This is a genomic window from Pseudomonas imperatae (genome assembly GCF_057128625.1).
Map to the genome: position 1 here is coordinate 16,696 of NZ_JBSKHP010000017.1, position 22,568 is coordinate 39,263.

At 67.0% G+C, this 22,568-nt stretch carries 19 protein-coding genes and 1 pseudogene; 6 read left to right on the forward strand and 14 right to left on the reverse strand.

What is annotated here, in order from left to right; translation table 11 throughout:
* Positions 1–7: 7 nt before the first annotated feature.
* Positions 8–742: a glutathione S-transferase family protein gene (locus ACWKWX_RS20905; protein ID WP_483828783.1), complete on the forward strand. Its 735-nt coding sequence runs from the start codon at positions 8–10 to the stop codon at positions 740–742.
* A 307-nt stretch (positions 743–1,049) separates the two neighbouring features.
* Here ACWKWX_RS20905 and ACWKWX_RS20910 read toward each other — a convergent pair whose 3' ends face one another.
* Complete coding sequence (locus ACWKWX_RS20910; protein WP_483828784.1) at positions 1,050–1,928, reverse strand: NAD(P)-dependent oxidoreductase; 879 nt, start codon at positions 1,926–1,928, stop codon at positions 1,050–1,052.
* Between the two features lie 66 nt (positions 1,929–1,994).
* Positions 1,995–2,204, reverse strand: coding sequence for a hypothetical protein (locus tag ACWKWX_RS20915; RefSeq protein WP_476298405.1), 210 nt, complete (start codon positions 2,202–2,204; stop codon positions 1,995–1,997).
* 213 nt (positions 2,205–2,417) lie between these two features.
* On the opposite strand from ACWKWX_RS20915, the pseudogene ACWKWX_RS20920 reads away from it, so the two are divergent.
* Positions 2,418–3,473, forward strand: a pseudogene (locus ACWKWX_RS20920) (diguanylate cyclase).
* A gap of 70 nt (positions 3,474–3,543) precedes the next feature.
* Here the strand turns inward: ACWKWX_RS20920 and ACWKWX_RS20925 are convergent.
* Positions 3,544–5,247 (reverse strand): amidase, encoded by a 1,704-nt coding sequence (locus ACWKWX_RS20925; RefSeq protein ID WP_483828785.1) that lies wholly within the window; start codon positions 5,245–5,247, stop codon positions 3,544–3,546.
* A gap of 312 nt (positions 5,248–5,559) precedes the next feature.
* Between ACWKWX_RS20925 and ACWKWX_RS20930 the strand changes: the two genes are divergently transcribed.
* Complete coding sequence (locus tag ACWKWX_RS20930) at positions 5,560–6,909, forward strand: MFS transporter (protein WP_483828786.1); 1,350 nt, start codon at positions 5,560–5,562, stop codon at positions 6,907–6,909.
* A gap of 67 nt (positions 6,910–6,976) precedes the next feature.
* On the opposite strand, the gene ACWKWX_RS20935 is transcribed toward ACWKWX_RS20930, so the two are convergent.
* The 5 genes from ACWKWX_RS20935 to ACWKWX_RS20955 form a co-directional block, all read right to left on the reverse strand.
* Positions 6,977–8,185, reverse strand: coding sequence for a type II toxin-antitoxin system HipA family toxin (locus tag ACWKWX_RS20935; RefSeq protein ID WP_483828787.1), 1,209 nt, complete (start codon positions 8,183–8,185; stop codon positions 6,977–6,979).
* A complete protein-coding gene (locus tag ACWKWX_RS20940) occupies positions 8,178–8,426 on the reverse strand; it encodes a helix-turn-helix domain-containing protein (protein WP_483828788.1) in 249 nt (82 codons plus the stop codon). The genes ACWKWX_RS20935 and ACWKWX_RS20940 overlap by 8 nt, the downstream gene beginning before the upstream one ends.
* Before the next feature lie 74 nt (positions 8,427–8,500).
* Positions 8,501–9,655 carry a cysteine desulfurase family protein gene (locus ACWKWX_RS20945; protein WP_483828789.1) on the reverse strand — a complete coding sequence of 385 codons (1,155 nt, stop codon included), beginning with the start codon at positions 9,653–9,655 and terminating at the stop codon, positions 8,501–8,503.
* Positions 9,656–9,826: 171 nt separating this feature from the next.
* Positions 9,827–10,984, reverse strand: a complete 1,158-nt coding sequence (locus ACWKWX_RS20950; RefSeq protein ID WP_483828790.1) for a lactonase family protein — start codon at positions 10,982–10,984, stop codon at positions 9,827–9,829.
* Positions 10,985–11,106: 122 nt separating this feature from the next.
* Entirely contained in the window at positions 11,107–12,090 is a 984-nt protein-coding gene (locus ACWKWX_RS20955) for an aldo/keto reductase (RefSeq protein ID WP_483828791.1), read from the reverse strand.
* A gap of 156 nt (positions 12,091–12,246) precedes the next feature.
* Here ACWKWX_RS20955 and aroA point away from each other — a divergent pair, with 156 nt between their 5' ends.
* On the forward strand, positions 12,247–13,506 hold the full coding sequence (gene aroA, locus ACWKWX_RS20960) for a 3-phosphoshikimate 1-carboxyvinyltransferase (RefSeq protein ID WP_483828792.1): 1,260 nt from the start codon (positions 12,247–12,249) through the stop codon (positions 13,504–13,506).
* Position 13,507: 1 nt separating this feature from the next.
* On the opposite strand, the gene ACWKWX_RS20965 is transcribed toward aroA, so the two are convergent.
* The 4 genes from ACWKWX_RS20965 to ACWKWX_RS20980 form a co-directional block, all read right to left on the reverse strand.
* Entirely contained in the window at positions 13,508–13,960 is a 453-nt protein-coding gene (locus tag ACWKWX_RS20965) for a DUF2214 family protein (protein ID WP_416424472.1), read from the reverse strand.
* 359 nt (positions 13,961–14,319) lie between these two features.
* A complete protein-coding gene (locus ACWKWX_RS20970) occupies positions 14,320–15,129 on the reverse strand; it encodes an alpha/beta fold hydrolase (protein ID WP_483828793.1) in 810 nt (269 codons plus the stop codon).
* A gap of 45 nt (positions 15,130–15,174) precedes the next feature.
* Positions 15,175–16,428 (reverse strand): MFS transporter, encoded by a 1,254-nt coding sequence (locus ACWKWX_RS20975; protein ID WP_476298386.1) that lies wholly within the window; start codon positions 16,426–16,428, stop codon positions 15,175–15,177.
* 96 nt (positions 16,429–16,524) lie between these two features.
* Positions 16,525–17,688: an alpha/beta hydrolase family protein gene (locus ACWKWX_RS20980; RefSeq protein WP_483828794.1), complete on the reverse strand. Its 1,164-nt coding sequence runs from the start codon at positions 17,686–17,688 to the stop codon at positions 16,525–16,527.
* Between the two features lie 324 nt (positions 17,689–18,012).
* On the opposite strand from ACWKWX_RS20980, the gene ACWKWX_RS20985 reads away from it, so the two are divergent.
* Entirely contained in the window at positions 18,013–18,555 is a 543-nt protein-coding gene (locus ACWKWX_RS20985; protein WP_416424468.1) for a DUF4174 domain-containing protein, read from the forward strand.
* 76 nt (positions 18,556–18,631) lie between these two features.
* On the opposite strand, the gene ACWKWX_RS20990 is transcribed toward ACWKWX_RS20985, so the two are convergent.
* Both ACWKWX_RS20990 and ACWKWX_RS20995 read right to left on the reverse strand, forming a co-directional pair.
* Positions 18,632–19,696 (reverse strand): SDR family oxidoreductase, encoded by a 1,065-nt coding sequence (locus ACWKWX_RS20990; RefSeq protein WP_473002313.1) that lies wholly within the window; start codon positions 19,694–19,696, stop codon positions 18,632–18,634.
* 190 nt (positions 19,697–19,886) lie between these two features.
* Positions 19,887–21,338 carry a SulP family inorganic anion transporter gene (locus ACWKWX_RS20995; RefSeq protein ID WP_483828795.1) on the reverse strand — a complete coding sequence of 484 codons (1,452 nt, stop codon included), beginning with the start codon at positions 21,336–21,338 and terminating at the stop codon, positions 19,887–19,889.
* Positions 21,339–21,548: 210 nt separating this feature from the next.
* Between ACWKWX_RS20995 and ACWKWX_RS21000 the strand changes: the two genes are divergently transcribed.
* Complete coding sequence (locus ACWKWX_RS21000; protein ID WP_483828796.1) at positions 21,549–22,475, forward strand: Gfo/Idh/MocA family protein; 927 nt, start codon at positions 21,549–21,551, stop codon at positions 22,473–22,475.
* Positions 22,476–22,568: the final 93 nt, after the last annotated feature.

The following is a 22,568-nucleotide window of genomic DNA, read 5'->3' on the forward strand; positions in this document are numbered from 1 at the left end:
ATTTCCCATGACTGAACTCGTACTGTTCAACGCCGGCGTGTCCACCTGCAGCCAGCGCGTGCGCTTCGTGCTGGCGGAGAAGGGCCTGGCCTACACCGACCAGCGCCTGCGCCTGGACCAGGGCCAGCACCTGACCCCTGAATACCTGGCCATCAACCCCAACGGCCTGCTGCCGGCGCTGACCCACGACGGCCAGGTGGTGGTGGACTCCAGCGTGATCAACGAATACCTCGACGAGGTGTTTCCCGCGCCGCGGCTGGTGCCCGCCAACCCGCTGCAACGGGCGCACATGCGCGGCTGGGTGCAGTACCTGGACGAGGTGATGACCCCGGCCATTCGCTACCCCTCGTTCCAGCAGTTCTTCGGCGGTGGCTTGCGCAACATGAGCGCCGAGCAGCGCCAGGGGTTTGCCAACCGCCTGCCGCTGCGCAAGCATTTTGCCCTGGAAGTGGGGCCTGACGGTTTTGCCCAGGAGAAGCTGGACGCCGCCATGGAGCGTATCGTGCAGTCCCTGGACCGCATGGAACAGGCGCTGGCCGCCACGCCGTGGATCGCCCATGAACAGCTGACCCTGGCCGACATTGCCATGATGCCGAGCATCGTGCGCCTGGAGGACCTGGGCCTGGCCCGCCTGTGGGACCAGCGCCCCAACGTCGCCCAGTGGTACGCCCGCCTGCAGGACCGCCCGGCCTTCGCCGCCGCCTACGGCCCCGGCACCCGCCTGGGCGTGGGCGCCAACTGAGGCGGCCGGCCCCGGCACGGTCTGGGTGGCGCACCGCGGGGCCTGCGGACGCGGCCTGCGGCCGCTGCTACGGGAGCCGCGTAGCAGCAACTGTCTTGAAATGGCGTCGTCTGCATCGCGACTAAAGTCGGCTCCTACACTATTCGTGGTAGGAGCCGGCCTTGGCCGCGATGCAGGCGACGCGGTCTATGGGGTATCCGCATTCGCGTAGCAGCTGCCGAAGGCGGCGTCCGGCCTTGATGCGGTATGGCTGGCGCACCGCGGGGCCTGCGGACGCGGCCTTTGGCCGCTGCTACGGGGAGGTGGCCTACACCTGCCCCGCGCGACGGGCGCTGGTGCGCGACAGGGCTGCCCAGTCCAGGTGGCCTTCGCCGTGGGCCAGCGCTTCGATATGGGTGTCGCGCAGGGTGCTGGCCAGGGGCAACGGCACGTTGACCTTTTCCGCCGCGTCCATGGCCAGGCGCACGTCCTTGAGCCCCAGCGCCAGCTTGAAGCCTGCAGGCTCGAAGCGTTCTTCGGCAATGGCACTGCCGTAGCCCTTGTACACCGGCGCGTTGAACAGGGTAGAGGTGACCAGGTCGAGCACGCTGCCCTTGTCTACCCCATAGCCCTGGGTCAGGGCCACGGCCTCACCCATGGTGCCGATGGCGCTGGCGATCATGAAGTTCACCGACAGTTTCACCGCGTTGGCCTGCTCGGGCCGCTCGCCGAAGTGCCAGGTTTTCTGCCCCAGCACGTCGAACAACGGCTGCACGGTGGCCAGCGCCTGCGCATCGCCGGCGGCCAGGATTTGCAGTTGCCCGGCCTCCGCGACGTTCACCCGGCCCAGCACCGGCGCCGCCAGGTAGCCGACGCCGCGCGCCTGGTGCAACGCCAGCAGCTGGTTGGCCAGGGCCACCGAGATGGTCGCCATGTTGATGTGGATGGCGCCGGGCTTGAGGGCGTCCAGCGCCTGGCCGTCGACCAGGGTGGCGTGGGTGGCGGCGTCATCGGCCAGCATGGAAATCAGCACGTCGGCGCCCTCGGCGGCTTCGCGCGGGGTGCTGGCGGCCTGGGCGCCCAGGGCGGCAAGCCGGGCCACCGGCTCCGGCGAACGGTTCCAGCCGCGCACCGTGTAACCGGCCTTCAGCAGATTCGCGGCCATGGGCAGGCCCATGGTGCCCAGCCCCAGAAAAGCGATGTTCATGGCAATGCTCCCGGTCAAAAACCCAAGCATCGCACGAGGGCGAAAAACCGCGCTACCGGGTTGCGGTCAATCGTGCAGCAGGCTGGTGCTGTAGCTGTTGAAGCTGCTGCCCAGGCCGCTGCCACCGCCCAGGTTGAGGGTGTTGTGGGTGTGCCCATCGTACGACTGGCAACCATCGGAATAGCAGGTGTCGGTTTCCAGGCTCGACACCCCGGAGCAGGCGCCCAGCAACAGCGCGCCGGCGATGACCAGCAGTGTGCAGACGGTCGATTTCATGTTCGATTCCTTTGACAGTGCACCCAGGGAAGCAACCTCCCCATGCTAGGCGCTGGCGATGAAGAACGGATGAAAATCCGCCGCCCGGACAGCGTTCGTTCAGCCAGCGAGCAACGAATTAAACTTGCCGACAGGCAGCATCAAGCGTGGCTTGGCGCAGCCGACATCAGTCTCATTACAAGACCGATTTCCCACCCCCTGCGAGCCCCCTTGATGACCAGCCTTTCTGCGGATGACCGCGCCCAGGTATTGCAGGACGCAACCGTACAATTCTGGCGACATATCATTGCCATTGTCTGGATAGCCTTCGGTATCCACATCGTGCTGTTCGCGCTGTTCGTGGCCCTGCGCATCCCAGCGCTGTGGGCCGCCAACGCGGTGAGCGTGCTGATGTACGTGGGCTGCCTGTTCGCCATTCGCCACCAGCGCTACCACCTGGCCGGGCTGTTGTTCAGCGTGGAGATCATTGCCCACGCCATCATCGCCACCTCCATGCTGGGCTGGGACAGCAACTTCCACTTCTAGCTGTTCTGCCCGATTCCGATTATCGCCTTCTGCTTCCAGACCGCGCCCTGGCGGCGCCTGGGCCTGAGCCTGGCGATTGCGGTGGTGGCGGTGGGCGGCTATGCGCTGCGCCACCTGATCACGGTGGCGCCAGGTATCAGCGATGAGCTGATCGACGTGTTCGGGATTATCAACGCCCTGACGGCCACGGCGTTGCTGATGTATGCCACGGCCTTGTCGGTGCGCTTTACCCTGTCGATGCAGCTGCACCTGTTCCACACCGCCCACCGCGACAGCCTCACCAGCCTGTACACCCGCCGCCGGGTGCTGCAGCGGCTGCGGCAGATGGGCCCGGCGCGCCAGGAACAGCCCACGGCCATCGTGCTGCTGGACGTGGACCACTTCAAGCTGTTCAACGATCAGCACGGCCATGACCTGGGTGACCTGGTGCTGCAACGGGTGGCCGACAGCATTGCCGGCTGCGTGCGCGCGACCGACATTGCCGCGCGCTGGGGTGGCGAGGAGTTCCTGGTGCTGATGCCCAACACCGCGCTGGCCGAAGCCCAGCAGGTGGCGGACCGGGTGCTGGCGCACATACGCGCGCAGGCGGGCTTGATAGAGGGCAGGGCGTTGGTGGTGACGGCCACGCTGGCGGTGACGGTGATTGCCCCGGACGAGGCGTTTCGCGATGCGCTGAACCGCGCGGACCAGTGGTTGTACCAGGGCAAGCAGGCGGGGCGGGACCGGGTGATGTTGGCGGGGTGAGGTGAGTGGGACGCGGCCTGCGGCCGCTGCTACGGGGGTAGCAGCGGCCGCAGGCCGCGTCAGGGCACGATCACTTCAACGGCGGGGTGCGCGGCGGGATCTGCCGCAGGTTGCCGGTGGCCTCGAACGCCGCCGCCAGTTGCAGCAGGCTCGAGTCGTCATAGGCACGGCCAGCGAAGGTCAGGCCCGCGGGCATGCCGATGTCGGCCATCACGCCCATGGGCACGGTGACGGTGGGCACGCCCAGGTGGCGGATGGCGAGGTTGCCGTTGGCCACCCAGACGCCGTTGCTCCAGGCGATGTCCGCCGAGGCCGGGTTGACGTCGGCGTCCGCCGGGCCCACGTCGGCCACGGTGGGGAACAGCACGGCGTCGAGCTTGAGGCGGTCCATCCAGTCTTCCAGGTCCAGCCGGCGGGTCTGCTCCAGGCCGCGCAGGCCATCGGGCAGGGTGCTGATCTGGTCCCACGGGGTGATGCCGCGCTCGGCCATGCGCACGTACTCGTCCATGCCGGCCGCCAGGTCGCCCTCGCGGTTAGGCAGGGTGCCCGGGTCGTGGGGGAAGATCTGCGGGCCGTCGACGTCCACCAGGCGGTTGAGCTGCGGGTCGCCGTTGGCCTGCAGGAAGTCGTCGAACGCCCAGGCGCTCAGGTCCCACAGTTCATGGTGCATGAATTCCTTGGACACTAGGCCGCGGTTGAACACCGTTGGCGCGCCCGGGCGGTCGCCCTCGCAGTTGGACACCAGCGGGAAGTCCACCTCGACCACTTCGGCGCCGGCGGCTTCCAGGGCCTTGCGCGCTTGCTGCCACAGCTCGATGACGCTGTCACGGGTGTTGATGCGCTGGCCGGTCGGGCCGCCGATGCCCGGGGCTTCGGCGGTGCCGGCTTCGTCGTCGGCATTGATGTACATGCGCGGCACGCCCAGGCGCTTGCCGGCCAGGGCGGTGCTGCTGGCGGCCAGTTCCAGGTAGGAGGCCGGGCGCACCGAGGCGACGCTGGGGATCGGCACCCAGGGTTGCAGGCGCCACAGGTCGCCGCGCGTGTCCGGGTCTTCGGCCACCACCACGTCCAGCACTTCCAGCAGGTCGGCCATGGTGCGCGCGTAGGGCACCACCACGTCCATGGTCGGTGTCAGCGGCCAGTTGCCGCGCACCGAGATCACCCCGCGCGACGGCGTGTAGGCGCACAGGCCGTTGTTGGAAGCAGGGCCACGGCCGCTGGACCAGGTTTCTTCGGCCAGGCCGAACGCCGAGTAGCTGGCAGCGGTGGCGGTGCCGGCACCGTTGGACGAGCCCGAGGCGAACGGCGCGGTGAGGTAGTTGGCGTTGTAGGGGCTTTCGGCACGGCCGTAGACGCCGCGCTGCATGCCGCCGTTGGCCATGGGTGGCATGTTGGTCTTGCCCAGGCAGATGGCACCGCCGGCGCGCAGGCGCTCGATGGTGAAGGCGTCGCACTGGGCCACCAGCTTGGCGAACGCCGGGCTGCCGGAGGCGGCCGTCAGGCCCTTGACCAGGTAGCTGTCCTTGGCGGTGTAGGGGATGCCATCCAGCGGGCCCAGGGTTTCACCACGGGCGCGACGGGCGTCGGAGGCACGGGCTTCTTCCAGCGCCTGGGGGTTGCGCGCCACCACCGCGTTGAGCGCGGTGGCCGTGGCCGGGCCGTCGTAGGCGTCGATGCGCGCCAGGTAGGCCTGCACCAGTTCCACGGCAGTGGTCTGGCCTGATTCAAGCGCAGCACGCAGCTGGGCAATGGAAACTTCGGTGACCTCGATCATGCTGCTACCGCCAATGGCTGAAGGTAAATAGAGAGGGAAATGGGGTGACTGTAACCTGGCGCGCCAGGGGTATCACTTCTCGTCGTGGAGGTGTTCATAGGGTTCTCGTTGCGTCGCCTCAGGGGACGGTGCTGAATTTACCCTGTGAGCATTATATTGAACAGTGCGAAAAACATTCTTCACAGCGAAATTCGCCCGCACGTCACCCCCGGGAGGGCATTTGACACCTCCCAAAACACGTCATACGATGTCCTACAAATCCATCGTGCCGCTGTCGACTGGGTTCAATAAAAACAAAAAGGAAGCCACAGCATGACTATCGATATCGGGCCCGCTCCCCGGGGCCGCGCCGTTCCCCCGCAAGCCGCCGCCGTCCCCCGCACCCTCACCAGCCGCTACCGCTGGACCATCTGCGCCCTGTTGTTCGTGGCCATCGGCATCAACTACATCGACCGGCAGATGATCGGCATCCTCAAGCCCACCCTGGCCGCCGAGCTGAAATGGTCGGAGAGCGACTACGCCTCCATCGTGTTCTGGTTCCAGTGCGCCTATGCCATCGGCTTCCTGACGTTCGGGCGGGTGATCGACAAGGTCGGCGTGCGCATCGGCTACGCCCTGGCCTTCACCCTGTGGACAATCGCCAGCGTCTGCCACGGCCTGGTGAACGGCGTGACGCAGTTCGCCATGGCACGCTTTGCCCTGGGCTTCGGTGAGTCAGGCAGCTTCCCGGCCAGCCTCAAGGCCGTGTCGGAATGGTTCCCGCAGAAGGAGCGGGCCCAGGCCACCGGTATCTTCAACGCCGGCACCGCCTTCGGGCCCATCGTCACGCCATTGCTGGTGCCGGCCATCACCCTGGCGTGGGGCTGGCGCGCGGCGTTCATCTCCATCGGCATCGTCACCGCCCTGTGGCTGATCGCCTGGCTGCTGATGTACCGCAGCCCGCAGGAACACAAGCGGGTCAGCGTCTCGGAGCTTGAGTACATTCAATCCGACACCGACCCGTCGCTGCCGGTGGATGCCACCCCCGCCAAGTTCTCCTGGTTCAAGCTGCTGACCTTCCGCGAAACCTGGGCCTACGCCGCCGGCAAATTCCTCACCGACCCGATCTGGTGGCTGTACCTGTTCTGGCTGCCGGACTTCCTCGGCAAGACCTACGGCCTGGACCTGAAGTCCTTCGGCCCACCGCTGATTGCCGTGTACCTGTTGGCTGACGTGGGTTCGGTGCTGGGTGGCTGGGGCTCGTCGCGGCAGCTGAAGAACGGCCGCGGCGCCAACGCCGCGCGCAAGACCACCATGTTGATCTGCGCCCTGGCGGTCATCCCCATCGTCACCGCGCAGTTCGTCTCCAACCTGTGGCTAGTGGTGGCCATCATTGGCCTGGCGGCGGCCGCGCACCAGGCCTGGTCGGCCAACCTGATGACCCTGCCATCCGACCTGTTCCCGAAACAGGCCGTGGCCTCGGTGATCGGCATCGGCGGCACCGCCGGCGCCATGGGCGGCATGCTGATGACCACCTACAACGGCTATATCCTTGACGTGTTCAAGTCCTATCAGCCGATCTTCATCGTGGCGGGCAGCGCGTACCTGGTGGCGATCGCGGTGATTCATGTGCTGACGCCACGGCTGAAGCCGGTGGCGGCGGAGCGGTTGCTGAAGCTTTGAGGGGTTTGCATCAAATACAATGCGTTTGGCGGTTCTTGCGAAATATGCATTGTATTTGATGCAATTGTCAGGCTGTCAGGCTTCGGTGCATGCCTGCTTTCCACTCCTCCAGCATGGCTGTGCCAATCGTCTCGAAATGCCCATGCTCTTGGAGATAAAGCTGCATCTCATCCATTGCCTGCTCGATTCCATGGGCCACTTGCTGCAACAACTCGTTGCAGCGCCCCTCGGTCAGTTGGCAAGCCACGCGGCCAAAACGCACCAGGGTCTTATGTTTTGGCCAGGCCTTAGAGCCACCCAGCAGCAGGGCCATTGAGTCCTGCTTGATGTAGACCGTTGTCGTAACGATATCGTACGCCGGTGCAAGCCACACATCGGCATCCTCGGCGCAATCGCGGTACAGCACACCAAAATTCTTCAGGTGGGCGTCGCCGTTACGGACCATGGCAGACAGGGCAACAATCTTGAAGAACGACTCCAGCGCACCCGCCAACAACGCAGGGCTGACGAACGCTTGAATTTGCCGCGCCGCGCCTTCGTAGGAGCCATCGTATTTTGCCTTTGAAGGCCAGCCGTTAAGTACGCAGAAATCTTCGAAGCCCAAATATCCCTTGGCATCTTGGTCGAAGCGCTCGACCAGCAAAAACCTGCCGTGCTCGCTGAGTTCGATCTTCGGCACCGTCAGGCCGGCATGCAGGGCGGCGCGCATGCAAAAGTATTCGTTGGCAGCAAGCTCCGGGAAGTCGTGGGCCACGAATGCCTTGATCAAGTGGGTGGCACTGCGGTGGGTTACACGGTCGATGCCGGAGCCGTCGGCAATCAGCACTTTAGGCTGCACCCCGGAAACGCCGGAGTATTCACCGTATTGGGCCACTAATGCCTCAAACAGTCCTTCGGTGCCGTCGTGGGTCAACAGGTGAGCGACGTCGGTGGTGGGCAACGATGTCTGGGAATGGCCAATGCCTACCCGGCCAAGCTGATGAGGGCCGACGATGGACAGCAGGGCAAAATCATCGAAGCCGCGCACCGCCTTGCCGAAGCGCCGTTGCAGCTCGGCCCTCAGTGCACCTTCGGGCAGGTTCATCTCGAAAATGGGCGCCACCCCGCGCTCCCATTTGTAGCTCTCCAGGCGCGCAGGCATGGTCAGGGAAACTGACTGGCCCAGGGCTGCGCCGGGAGTGTAGGCGAACACTGAGTGGTCACCGTCCCCGCGGCCCAGTTCACCCACCCGTTGTGCCAGCACATTCACGTGCAACGCGGCATTGCTTTCAGTCATGGAAGCCGCCTTGCTTGAGGTCGTCGAGGGTAGGGCGGCCACGTCGTTTCGGGACGGCCAGCAGTTCGTAACCAAAACCGGCGAGCAACGCTTCCACCTTGCGCAGGCCGATCTCGGTGAGGGTGCCATTTTCCAGGCCGGAAATGGTGGAGCGGCTCATGCCGTATTTCCGCCCCAGGGCTTCCTGGGTCAGGCCATTGGCTTTGCGTGCTTGTTTGAGGACTTCACCGATGTTGTTCAAGGTCTACCTGCATCATATGCAATGCAAAATCCTATTATAGTCAGATTTGCATTGTATATGATGCATTTTTATCCTCACCACAACGGCGGCGGTGCGCTCACGGCCTGGCCAATCACTTCGATGGCACGCTCCACGTCGGCTTCGCTGGTGTAGCGGCCAAGGCTCAGGCGTACGCTGCGCAGGGCTTGCTCGGGGCTCAGGCCCAGGGCCAGCAACACGTGGGAGGGGCCGGCGCTGGCGGAGTTGCAGGCGGAGGTGGACGATAGCGCCAGGTCGTTGGCCAGGCTGGCGCTGTTGAAGCCGGGCACGTCGATGCACAGGTTCAGGGTGTGGGGAATGCGTTGGCGTGGACAACCGTTCAGGCTGACGCCTGGCAGTTGCAGCAGGCCGTCGCGCAGGCGCGCCGAGAGGGCCTGGATGCGTTGCTGTTCTGCTTCCAGGTGGGCGCTGGCCAAGGCGTAGGCGCTGCCCATGCCGACGATCTGGTGGGTGGCCAGGGTGCCCGAGCGCAGGCCCTGTTCATGGCCGCCGCCGTGAATCTGCGCGCGCAGGGCAGGGCGGGCGCGTTCGCCCACGTACAGGGCGCCGATGCCCTTGGGGCCGTAGCTTTTGTGCGCCGAGATGGACAGCAGGTCCACCGGCCATTGGCCGAGGTCGATGGCCACCTTGCCGGTGCCCTGGGCAGCATCCACGTGCATCAGCGCGCCGTGGTCGCGGACTAGCTGGCCGATGGCGGCGACGTCGGTGAGCGTGCCCAATTCGTTGTTCACCAGCATCAGCGAGACCAGCAGGGTGTCGTCGCGCAAGGCGGCGTGCACCGCTTCGGGCTGGATCAGGCCCTGGGCATCGGGCTGCAGGCGGGTGATCTCGAAGCCCTGTTGTTCCAATTCATTGGCGGTGTCGAGGATGGCCTTGTGTTCCAGCACGCTGGTGATGATGTGCCGGTGCGTGGGGCTGGCTGCGGCGGCCACGCCCTTGAGCGCCAGGTTGTTGGATTCGGTGGCGCCGCTGGTCCAGACCAGGCTGTCGGCAGGTGCGCCGATCAATTCGCCCACCTGGCGGCGGGCCGACTCCACGGCCAGTTTGGCGCGCTGGCCGAAGGCATGGGAGCTGGAGGCCGGGTTGCCGAAATTGCCGGCCTGGCCCAGGCACTCGACCATGGCGGCGATCACGCGGTCGTCGACGGGGGTGGTGGCGGCGTAGTCGAAATACAACGGGGTGCTGGGCATGGGGCGTCCCTTTCTTCCTGCGGGTCAGTGATGGAGAAAGCTTACCCGCAGGAAGGGGGAAAATTATTGATTTATGCGCGTCAATATTGCCTGTTCGTAGAATATTTTTCGCTGTTTGGCGGGGTTGTTGGAATAAGGCTGCGGACGCGGCCTTGCGGCCGCTGGTACGGGTTAGAGGGTGACGATTTCGACCCAGTTGGCGCCGTTGCCGGTGGGGTAGCGGCCGTTGAGGCTGAGGCGGCCGGTGGCCGGGTCGATGTCGAACACCGACAGTTGCGTGGATTTTTCCCCGGTGCAGATCAGGTGGCGGCTGTCGGCGCTGATGGCAAAGCCGCGTGGCTGCTTCTCGGTGGCAAAGGTGCCGATCAGGCTGAGGGTGCCGTGGGCCTTGTCCACCTTGAACGCCGACAGCACGCTGCTGGTGCGCTCGCTGGTGTACAGGTAGTTGCCGTCGGGCGTGACGTGGATGTCGGCGGCCCAGATGTCCTGGCTGTTGTCGGCGTGGGCCTGCATGGCGGGCGTGGCGACCCGCGACGGGCCACGCGGCGCGCCCGGCTTCAAGCCGTGGTCGGCGGGCAGGCTGCTGCTGACGGCCACCTGGGTGAGCTGGCCGCTGTTGGCGTCCAGGGCGTAGCTGATGACCTTGTCCTGCAGCTCGTCCAGCACGTAGACGAAGCGGTTGTCCGGCGCGAACGCCAGGTGGCGCGGCCCCAGGCCCTCGGGCGCGGCCACGTGGGCGGGGGCGTAGGGGGTGACGGCGCCGGTGTGGCTGTCGAAGTGGTACTGCAGCACGCGCTCGCCGCCCAGGTTGGCCACCAGCAGGGTGCGGTTGGCCTTGTCGATGCGCACCGAGTGGGCGTTCTGCGCGGTCTTGAGGGTGTGCAGGGGGGCGTCGGCGACCTTGGCCTGGTCGACGCGGGTGACGGTCATGATGTCGTTGTCGTAGGAGGCGCCAAACAGGTAGTGGCCGGTCTGGTCCAGGGAAATATAGGCGTAGCTGTCCGGAGCCGGGCTTTCGCTGACCTGGGTCAGGTGGCCGTCGCCCGGGGCGATGCTGAAGGTTTGCACGCGGTAGGGCTGCGAGCGCACGGCGGCGTACAGGCGGCTGCGGTCGGGGCTTACGGCCATGGGCATGACGTTGGCGCCGGCCTTGGCGACCTGGCCGGGGGTGAGCGTGCCGTTGGCGGCGTCCAGCTGGTAGGTGGACACCGTGCCATCGGCGGCGTTGGAGACGTAGACGAAGGTAGAGGCCATGGTTACCTGACTGGCTAGGGTGGCGAAAAGGAAGGGAATGGCCCGGCGGGCCAGGCGTGGAAGCGGGGAGGGCATGGGCACGACTCCTTGTTATTGTGCCTTGAGGTTATCAGACGTCGTATGACATTTGTCAATCTTCATTTGCCCGGACGCGGCCTGTGGCCGCTGCTACAGGTTTCCAGCAGCGGCCGTAGACTTCAGGTAAACCCAACCACCGCATGGGGAATATACGGCGCCTGCAGTTGCTCGATCTCCTCGGGCTCAAGCTTCAGCGCCAATGCTGCCACGGCGTCGGTCAGGTGCTCGGCCTTCGAGGCGCCCACCAGCGGCGCGGTCACGCCCGGGGTCTGCATCACCCACGCCAACGCCACCTGCGCGCGCGGCACGCCACGGGCCGCGGCCACCTTTGCCACGGCCTCGACGATCTGCCGGTCGCTGTCCTCGGTGTGGGGCTGGTACAGGCTCTTGCCGTAGTCGTCGGTCTCGGTGCGCGCGGTGCCCTGGTGCCAGTCGCGGGTCAGGCGGCCGCGGGCCAGCGGGCTCCAGGGCAGCACGGCGATGCCGGCGTCGCGGCACAGCGGCAGCATTTCGCGCTCTTCCTCGCGGTTGATCAGGTTGAGGTGGTCCTGCATCGACACAAACTTCGTCCAGCCGTGGCGCTCCGAGGTGGCCAGGGCCTTGGCGAATTGCCAGGCATGCATGGACGAGGCGCCGATGTGCAGGGCCTTGCCGGCCTTGACCACGTCGTGCAGCGCTTCCAGGGTTTCCTCGATGGGCGTTTCGTAGTCCCAGCGGTGGATCTGGTACAGGTCGACGTAGTCGGTGCCCAGGCGGCGCAGGCTGTTGTCGATCTCGGTGAAAATGGCCTTGCGCGACAGGCCGCCGACGTTGGGCGCCGCGCGCATCGGGAAGTACACCTTGGTGGCGATAACGATCTCGTCGCGCCGGGCGTAATCGTGCAAGGCGCGGCCGACGATCTCCTCGCTGGTGCCGTCGGAGTAGCTGTTGGCGGTGTCGAAGAAGTTGATGCCCAGTTCCAGCGCCTGCTTGATCAGCGGGCGGCTGGCCTGTTCGTCCAGGGTCCAGGGGTGTTTGCCGCGGTTGGGCACCCCGTAGGTCATGCAGCCCAGGGCCAGGGGGGAAACCTTGAGGCCCGTGCTGCCCAGGTTGACGGTCTTCATGCAGCGCTCCTGTGGTCGAAATGGTCCATTTTGCGTCTCCAGCCTAGTCCCGGGCCCCGCCGGGGTGCAACTGGCGGCGCATAAATGGCATGATGGGAATCTTTATTGCTGGGGTTGTACCGTCGGCAAGGTTTTCGAGTGGGGAGTGTTGAACAAATGGCTGCGCAACAAACAATCACGGTGATCCCGCCTGGCTTTGCCCTGAACGGACAGGTTTCGCCACCCGGGTCGAAATCGATCACCAACCGTGCGCTGCTGCTGGCCGCCCTGGCCAAGGGCACCAGCCGCCTGGACGGCGCGCTGAAAAGCGACGACACACGGCACATGTCCAATGCCCTGCGGCAGATGGGCGTGGTCATCGACGAGCCGGACGACACCACCTTCGTGGTCACCAGCAGCGGCCAGCTGCAGGTGCCGGCCGAGCCACTGTTCCTGGGCAACGCCGGCACCGCCGTGCGCTTCCTGACCGCCGCCGTGGCCACGGTCAACGGCGACGTCACCCTGGACGGCGACCACTACATGCAGAAGCGCCCGATTGGCCCGCTGCTGGCTTCGTTGCGCGCCGGCGGCGTCGACGTGCACAGCACCACCGGCTGCCCGCCGGTGCAGGTCAAGGGCACCGGCCGCCTGCAGGCCCAGCGTTTCGAGATCGATGGCGGCCTGTCCAGCCAGTACGTCTCGGCCCTGCTGATGGTCGCCGCCTGCGGCACTGCGCCCATCGACGTGGCCCTGACCGGCAAGGACATCGGCGCCCGCGGCTACGTGGACCTGACCCTGGCCTGCATGCGCGCCTTCGGTGCCCAGGTGGAGCAGCTGGACGACGTCACCTGGCGCGTGCAGCCCACCGGCTACGTGGCCGGTGACTACTTCATCGAGCCCGACGCCTCGGCGGCCACCTACCTGTGGGCGGCCCAGGCCCTGACCGGCGGGCGCATCGACCTGGGCGCGGCCGACGACGCCTTCACCCAGCCGGACGCCAAGGCCCAGGACTACATCGCCCAGTTCCCGCACATGCCGGCAGTGATCAACGGCTCGCAGATGCAGGACGCCATTCCGACCCTGGCGGTGCTGGCGGCGTTCAACGCCACGCCGGTGCGCTTCGTGGAACTGGCCAACCTGCGCGTCAAGGAATGCGACCGCGTGGCGGCGCTGGACGATGGCCTGAACGCCATTCGCCCGGGCTTGTCGACGGTGGAAGGTGACGACCTGCTGGTGCACGCCGACCCGGCTCTGGCCGGCACCACCTGTGACGCGCTGATCGACACCCATTCCGACCACCGCATTGCCATGTGCTTTGCCCTGGCCGGTCTTAAAGTGGCGGGCATCCGCATCCAGGACCCGCTGTGCGTGGGCAAGACCTACCCGCGCTACTGGGACGCCCTGGCTTCGCTGGGCGTAACCTACACCCACGGTTGAGTCAGAAGGTGCCGAAGCCACGCGCCATCAGCGTGGCCATCAACGGCACCAGCACCAGCAGCGCCAGTTCCAGGCGGATGACCATCGTCATCTGCCGCACACTGGCCGCGCTCACGGCCGGTGCCCTGCCGGCCTTGACCGCTGCGCGCCAACCCAGGAAGCGCACGGTGGGCAGGATCGACAACAGGCCGATCAGCACGAACAGCGCCACCTTGGCGTGGAAGAAGCCGTTGTGCAGGTAGTACGTCGGCCCCTTGGCGAACCACAGCAGGCGCGCCAGCCCCGTCAGCAGCACCAGCCCGGCAGCGATCCCGAACAGCATGTCCACGCGAATCAGGCTGCGTGCCTGGGCCAGTGTCGGCTCGGGCTTGAGCAGCACATGCTCCAGCGACAGCAGGGCGAACAGCGCGAAGATCGACAGGTAATGCAGGTAGGCGGCGATGGCTTGGCTCATGGCAGCGACTCGGCAACGAGGACACCCTTCACCGTAGCAGCTGCCGCAGGCTGCGTCCGGCGCTGCCGCGGTCTACCTGCTGCACCGCGTAGCCCATGACGCGGCCGGCCGCCGCCGCTACAGGGATGCGTTGCGTAGCAGCTGCCGCAGGCTGCGTCCGGCTCCGCCGCGGTGCGCCTGTTGCACCGCTTAGCCCATGACGCGGCCGGCGGCCGCTGCTACAGGAGTGCGTTGCGTAGCAGCTGCCGCAGGCTGCGTCCGGCGCCGCCGCGACATCCCTGCTGCACCGCGTAGGCCATGACGCGGCCGGCGGCCGCTGCTACAGGGATGCGTTGCGCTACGCCGCGGTATGGGTGTTATCAGCGGCTGGCGAGGAAGCTCAGCAGGGTGTCGGTGACGAACCCGGGGTTCTCCAGGTTGGAGATATGCCCTGCGTCGGGCACCAGCACCTGCGCGCAGCCAATCAGCCGGGCCATTTCCACCGTTTCGTGGGGTGGCCGGGGGATGTCGCGGTCGCCGCACATCACCAGGGTCTTGCGCGGGTCCAGCTCATGCAGGCGGTCGCGCAGGTCTTCGCGGCCGAAGATGATGCGCCCCAGGGGCGCGATGCTCTGGCGTGCCACCTCGGCGGGCATTGCCGCCAGCGCGGCACGGAACGCCCGGCACAGCGGCGACTGCAGGTCGGCGTCGGGGTGGAAGTACATGGGCACGACGATGTCCAGCAGCGCCGGGCTCATGCCGCCTTCATCCTCCAGCTGGCGCAGCAGGGAGAAATAATACTGGCGCTTGGGTTCGTCCTCGGCGCCCACGTAGGTGTCCATCAGCACCACCCGGTCGATGCGTTCGGGCGCGTCCATGGCCAGCTTCGCGCCCCACATGCCGCCTACCGACAGGCCCACCAGGTTGCAGCGCTCGATGGTCAGGTGGTCTAGCAGTGCCATGACCTGGCGGGCCAGGTCGGTGAGCGAGCGGGTGCTGGCGGGCAGCGGCCCGGAGGCACCATGGCCCCAGAGCTCGGGCACGATGACCCGGTAGTGGTCCTGCAGGGCCTGCACCTGGGGCGCCCACATGTGCTGGTCCCACAGGTAGCTGTGGGCCAGCAGGATGACTTCACCCGTTCCCTGGTCGGTGTAGTGCAGCGGCTGGCCGTCGATGATGAAGTGGGGCATGGGCTATTCCTTCGTCCTGAAAATAATGCGCCCCGGCAAGGTTGCTCAGGGCATGTCCAGCCTATGCCGAAGCCGGCCGTTTTCCCAACGCACGCGCAGGCCTTTGTGTTTCACCAAGTAACCCAGGGCCACCGCCGCCGCCAGCAGGCCCGAGGCCGCGCCGATGCCCAGGGCCCAGCGAGGGCCGCAGACGTCGGCCACCCAGCCGACCACGGGTGCGCCCAACGGAGTACCGCCCACGGCGATGGCCAGCAGGATGGCCATCACCCGCCCGCGCATGGCCGGCTCGGTGGACAGCTGCACGGCGCTGTTGGCGGTGGTGGTGAAGGTTTGTGCAGAAATACCCACGGCCGTCAGGGTCAGGCCGAACCACCAGTAGCCGGGCATCAGCGCCGCCAGGCCCGTGCCCAGGCCAAACAACAGGGCGCCGGCCAGCAGCGCGCCCATGCGCGGCGTGGCGCGGCTGGCCGAGAGCAGGGCGCCCAGCACCGAGCCCACGGCCATGCACGAGGTGAGCACGCCGTATTCGCTGGCGCCCTGGTGGAACACCGTGACCGACATGGTGGAAATGAAGATCGGGAAGTTCAGGCCGAAGGTGCCGATCAGGAAGTACATCCACAGGATCGCCAGCAGGTCGGGCCGCCGCCACACGTAGGCGAAGCCCTCGGCCAGGCCGGCGCGGCTGCTCTTGGTGCGTTCCAGCGGGCGCAGGTCGGCCACCCGCAGCCAGCGCAGCGACACCAGCACGGCGCCGAACGAGGCGGCGTTAAGCAGGAACACCCAGCCGCTGCCGATGGCGGCGATGAGCACCCCGGCCACGGCCGGGCCGATCATGCGCGCAGCATTGAACGAGGTGGAATTGAGCGCCACGGCGTTGGACAGCTCCTTGTCGCCCACCAGCTCCGCGACGAAGGTCTGGCGGGCGGTGGAGTCGAAGGCGCTGACGCAGCCAAACAGGAAGGCGAAGACGTACACGTGCCACAACTGCACGACGCCGGTCAGGGTGAGTAACCCCAGCGCCAACGCCAGCGCGCCGGACAGCGCCTGGGTGGTCATCACCAGCTTGCGGCGGTCGAAATGGTCGGCGGCAAGGCCGGTGAAGGGCATCAGCAGCAGGTAGGGGCCGAACTGCAGGGCCATGACGATGCCCACGGCGGTGGCGCTTTCGTGGGTCAGTTGCACCAGCACCAGCCAGTCCTGCGCCGTGCGTTGCATCCAGGTGCCGATGTTGGAGATCAACGCACCGCTGGCCCAGACGCGGTAGTTGTAGATGCGGAGCGAGCGGAAGGTGCCTTTCACAAAACCGGTTCCCGAAGACTGGAGCGAAGACAGAAAGCCGTTAGCTTCCTATCTTCGATCTTCAGTGGCCCGGCGTCAGGCTGTCAAGCGCCGTGCTCAGTGCGCGCTGCTGGCCTTGTGTTCCAGGCGGCCCACCGGGCCCAGCCATTGGCCGGCCTGCTGGTCGAGCCATTGCTGGGCGGTGGGTGCGTGCTTGACCGTGGCGTCGAGCCAGGCGGTGCTGATGGCGGCCACGCTGGCGGCCTGGCGACGGTCCACGCCCAGGTCCACCGGCTTGGCGCCGCCACGGCCTTCGCCGCCAGGCCCGCCCGGGCCACCGCCTTCGGGGCCGCCACCGTGGCGGCGCTCACCCTTGCTGTCGCCGGGTTTGCTGCCGCCGCCGGCGTGCGCCACGGTGCCGGACAGGTCCTTGTGGCTGGCGTCCTGCAGGCGCAACTGGTAGCCGCCCTGGCTGCCCAGGCCGGCGAAGAAGGCAAAGCGCTGCTGGGCGCTGGCCACCCAGCTGAAGGGATCTTCGTCCATCGGGCCGGTGACGCTGAGCACCGGCGTGTCGACCTGGGCGAAGCGCGCAGGGTCGGCGCCGGCAGCCACGTAGGGGCTGAGGACGATGGCACCCAACGGCCGCCACTCGGTCAGGCGCGGCTGCCCGGCGTCACGCTCGCCGGCCAGGGCGGCGGCGGTCTGCGCGCCCAGGTCGTAGCCGGCGACCACGGTGCGCTGCACGTCCACGGCGTTGAAGCCGGCTTCACCGGCCAGGCCGCGGCGGCGCACCTCGGCGAGCACGGTCACCACCTCGGCGACCCGCGCCTGCAAGGCCTGGTCGCCGTAGCTGTTGGCGGCGATGCCACGGAAGGCGCCGGCCTGGGCGTCGGCCGATTTATAGACCGATGAGTCGTAACGGGTCGGCTGCACGGTCAGCACGGCGTAGCCGGCGTTGGCCCAGCTCTGGCGCCACAGCTGGCCGGCGCTGTCGTCTTCGCCGAGGCCCGGCAGGTAGACCACCAGCGGCACGTTTTTCTGGCCGGCGGGCACCAGCAGCGACAGGTTGACCTGGTGGGTGCCCCAGGTCCAGCGCGTGGCCCAGCCGTCGAGCTTGTTGGACTGGCCGGGGTTGTAGGCGGTCTTCAGGTATTCCTGCAGCGACACCATGCCGTCGTCATCGGCGGGCGGTGGGCTGGAACAGGCGCCCAGGGCGGCCAGCGCAACGGCGGCGGCCAGGGGGCGGAGGAAACGGGCAAGGGTAGAAGGCAGCATTGACATAACGACTCTGCTTGAACAGGAAACGAAAGCGGCGATTATGCAGAACCCGCGGGCCAGATAGGGCGCGGGGCGGGTAAAAGCTGGGTAAATTTTTGCTACATATACGCGGGGTGGTGGATACATTGGGACGGGCTTGGGGCCGGACGGCGCCCTCGTAGCAGCGACCGCCAGGCCGCGTCATGGGCCGATCTGGCTTGCGCACCGGCCCGGCTCGCCTAAGCTACAGCCGAGCCTGTTGAAAAAACTTACAAATTCAACGCCATAAGTCGGACCTTTCGCCCAGTCCTGTAGTCATTAGGGCGTCAATATGAAATGGAGGTGTACATGCTCATTCGGTCTCTGGCCCTGGCTGCCCTTGTAGCGCTCGCCGGCCCCGTGCTGGCCGCCGACAGCGACTCGCCGTTGGCGCAGGAGCAGGGCAAGACCCGGCCCTTGATCATCATCGCGCGCAGCTCGGTGGACCCCACCCTGGTGCATTTCCAGGACGCGCTGAAGGACCCGGCCAACAAGCAGGCCTTCGCCCAGCGCAGCCTGGTGCTGTACACCGTGGTCAACATGATTGGCCAGCGCGACGGCAAGAACCTCGACCCCCAGGCCACCATGGCCCTGATCCGCAGCCTGAGCCTGGGCGCCGGCGAGCTGCCCAAGACCATCCTGGTGGGCAAGGACGGCACCAAGAAGCTGGAGAAGAGCGGCCCGGTTGAGCTCAAGGAAGTGTTCGACACCGTGGACGCCATGCCCATGGCCGAGAAGGAAGCGGCAGCGCCAGCCCCGGCGGCGCCAGCGGCAGAGCCGGGCAAGCCAGCCAAGGGCGCCAAGGCGGGCAAGGCAGCGAAGGCTGCGGAGCCGCAGTCGCTGGACGATTGATGGCATGTGGGAGCTGGCTTGCCAGCGAGTTTTTGACAATCAAAGGCTCGCTGGCAAGCCAGCTCCCACAACTCGATCAGGGAATCAACCGCTCCGCCCGCAACTGCGCGAACACATCGAAGAACGCCTGGTCACTGGCCTGGAAATCGACAAAGCCCAGCCGCCGGCTCTTGGACATGTCGGTCACCACTTCCACCGGCCGGCCCAGGTCGGCGTCGGTGTGCCACGGCGAAATCAGCCGCTCGATATCACGTTCCTGCAAGCCATGTTCCGCCGCCAGGGCGCTCCAGGTGGCCTGGTCTCCGGCCATCTGCGCGGCCAGGGGCATGGGCTGCTCGGGGAACGGCGCGGCCTCCAGGCCAAACCAGTCGGCAATGCGCCCCCACATCCAGCTCCAGCGGAACACGTCGCCGTTGGTGACGTTGAAGGCCTCGTTGGCCGCCGCCGGCGTGGTGGCGGCCCACAGCAGCTGGCGGGCGAGGATGCGCGCGTCGGTCATGTCGGTAAGGCTGTCCCACTGCACCCGCGAGCCGGGGAACACGAACGGCCGGCCCGTGGCCTTGCACACGCTGGCGTAGACGGCGAGGGTGGTGGCCATGTTCATGGCGTTGCCCACGGCCACGCCGGTGATGGTGTGCGGGCGGTGCACGCTCCAGGTGAAATGGTCGCGCTTGGCGGCGGCGAACAGCTCGTCTTCCTGGGCGTAGTAGAAGTTTTCCACGTCCAGGCGGCCCTGGCTTTCGCGGAACGGGGTCTGTGGCAGGCTGCCCTGGCCGTAGGCCTCGAACGGGCCCAGGTAGTGCTTGAGGCCGGTGACCAGCGCCACGTGGCGCAGGCTGCGGGCGCCGCGCAGGGCGTCGAGCACGTTACGCACCATGCCGGCGTTGACGCGGATGTTTTCCGCCTCGCTGGCCTGGCGCGACCAGGTGGTGATGAACAGGTGGGTGGGTGACAGGCCGGCGAGGGCACTGGCCAGGGCGGCGGGGTCTTGCAGGTCGGCGGCAATGGGGATGATGCCCGGCGCCAGGTCCGGGTGGCGCGACAGGCCCGCCACCTTCCAGTTGGTGTTCTCGGCCAGCACGCGGGTCACCGCGCGGCCGACGATGCCACTGGCACCCACTACCAATGCAATTTCTGTCATGTCTGCCTCTGTGCAACAACAAATGTTGTTACACCTTAACGGCAGATGGCGTGCGATCCAACCCGTGCGGCCCTGGGACGCAGCCCTGTAGCAGCAACTGTCTCTGTGGGAGCTGGCTTGCCAGCGAGTTTTTAGGGCCTCAACAGCTCGCTGGCAAGCCAGCTCCCACAACAACGTCGCGTCCGGGCCCTCAATTCACCGCAACGGCCGCTCCCGCGCGCTGCAACAACTGCTGATTGCGCGCCGACAACTGCTCCAGCACAAACCCCTTGCCAGCCTTCTCATACCGCGCCGCCAGCGCTTCCAGCGCGGCAATCGCCGAATGGTCGGCCAGGTGCAGGTGGCGGCAGTCGACGATGACCTCATCCGGGTCGTTGCGTGGGTCGAACAGCGCCTGGAAGTGCGTGGTCGAGGCGAAGAACAGCGTCCCGTGCGGGGTGTAGCGCTTGCGCCCGGGCTGGCTGGCGTCGGCATCGGCGCGGATTTCCCGGGCGTGCTGCCAGGCGAACGCCAGCGCCGCGATGAGGATGCCGCACAGCACGGCCGTGGCCAGGTCGGTGAACACGGTGATCACGGTCACCGCCACGATCACCACCGCGTCCTGGCGCGGCACCTTGCCCAGCACCCGCAGCGAGCCCCAGGCGAAGGTCTGCTGGGCCACCACGAACATCACCCCGGCCAGGGCGGCCAGCGGAATGCGCTCGATCAGCGGCGACAGAAACAGAATGAACAGCAGCACCATGATGCCGCTCACCACCCCCGACAGCCGCCCACGGCCGCCGGAGCTGAGGTTGATCACGGTCTGGCCGATCATGGCGCAACCGCCCATGCCGCCGAACAGCCCCGACGCCACGTTGGCCACGCCTAGCGCCACGCACTCACGGTTGGGCTGGCCCTGGGTCTCGGTCAGCTCGTCGGTGAGGTTGAAGGTCAGCAGGGTTTCCAGCAGGCCGACCATGGCCATCAGCACCGCATAGGGGGTGATGATCTTCAGCGTCTCAAGGTTCATTGGCACGCTGGGCCAGTGCAGGCTGGGCAGGCCGCCGGCGATGTGCGCCATGTCGCTGAGGGTGCGGGTGGGCAGGCCCAGGGCATACACCAGCAGGCTGACGCCGACGATGGCCACCAGCGCCGGCGGCACCGCGCGGGTCAGCCGCGGCAGCAGGTAGACAATGGCCATGGTCAGCGCCACCAGGCCCAGCATGGTCGCCAGCGGCGTACCTTGCAGCCAGCTGCTGCCCACCTTGAAGTGCTCCAGTTGCGACAGCGCGATGATGATCGCCAGGCCGTTGACGAAGCCCAGCATCACCGGGTGCGGCACCATGCGGACCAGCTTGCCCAGGCGCAGCAGGCCGAACAGCACCATGATCAACCCGCCCAGCACCACCGTGGCCAGCAGGTATTGCACGCCGTGCTGCACCACCAACGCCACGATGACCACGGCCATGGAGCCGGCGGCGCCGGAGATCATCGCCGGGCGGCCGCCGAACAGCGCGGTCAGGGTGCAAATGATGAAGGCGCCGTACAGGCCCATCAATGGGTTGAGTTGCGCCACCAGGGCGAAGGCGATGCACTCCGGCACCAGGGCGAACGATGACGTCAGCCCGGCCAGGACGTTGCCGCGAATGGAAGACAGGGACATGGGTTTCCTTGCGTGAACAGCCAAACCCGCCTGGGGACAGGCGAGCGCGTGAAAAGGGAATGGTGGCCATTTTAAAGAGAAATGGACCGGACCGACCACTTATTTTGACCGTCGGCGGTTGTCGTACCTCCGCCTGGATGGTTTAGACTCAGCCGTCCACCTTGCTGCCTGTCCATAACAACAAATCCCGATTGCAACAGGAGTCGTACCATGGAGCACCTTTCGCTGGGCCTCGTCGGCTACGGCAAGATCGCCCAGGACCAGCACGTGCCGGCCATCCTCGGCAACCCGGCCTGGCGCCTGCAGGCCGTGGCCACCCTGGGCCAGCCGTGCCCCGGCGTCGCCAATTTCCGCAGCCTCGAGGCGCTGCTGGCCGACGGCCCGGCCGTGGCCGCCGTGGCTTTCTGCACGCCGCCCCAGGGCCGCTACGCCCAGGTGCGCGAGGCGCTGCTGGCCGGCAAGCACGTGCTGGTGGAAAAGCCGCCGTGCGCCAGCCTCGGCGAGGCCATGGCGCTGGTGGACCTGGCCCGCGCCCAGGGCGTCAGCTGCCTGTTCGCCTGGCACTCGCGCTTCGCCCCGGCCGTGCAGCCAGCGCGCCAGTGGCTGGAGGGGCGGGTGCTGCGCAGCGTGGCCATCACCTGGAAGGAAGACGTGCGCAAATGGCACCCCGGCCAGGCGTGGATCTGGCAGGCCGGCGGCCAGGGCGTGTTCGACCCGGGCATCAACGCCTTGTCCATCGTCACTGCGCTGCTGCCCGAACCGCTGTTCGTCACCGCCGCGCAGCTGGACGTGCCGGCCAACCACCAGGCGCCCATCGCCGCGCGGCTGCAGATGGCCGACGCCCGTGGCCTGCCGGTGACCGCCGAGTTTGACTGGGAACACCCTGAGCCGGACATCTGGCGCATCGTCATCGAGACCGACGCAGGCGTGCTGCGCCTGGAGCAGGGCGGTGCGGCGCTATTCATCGATGACCAGCCCCAGGCGCTGCCGCCGGAAGCCGAATACCCGTCGCTGTACGCGCATTTCGCCCAGCTGATCCAGCGCCAGGCCAGCGACGCCGACCTGCAACCGCTGCGCCTGGTGGCCGACGCCTTCATGGCCGGCAGCCGCACGCTGGTTGCGCCGTTTCATGATTAACGCCGCATTCGTAGCCGCTGCCGCCAGGCTGCGCTGGCCGTCCCGCACGCCGGAGATCTTCGGTATGCTCAGGGGCCAGCGCAGCCTTCGGCA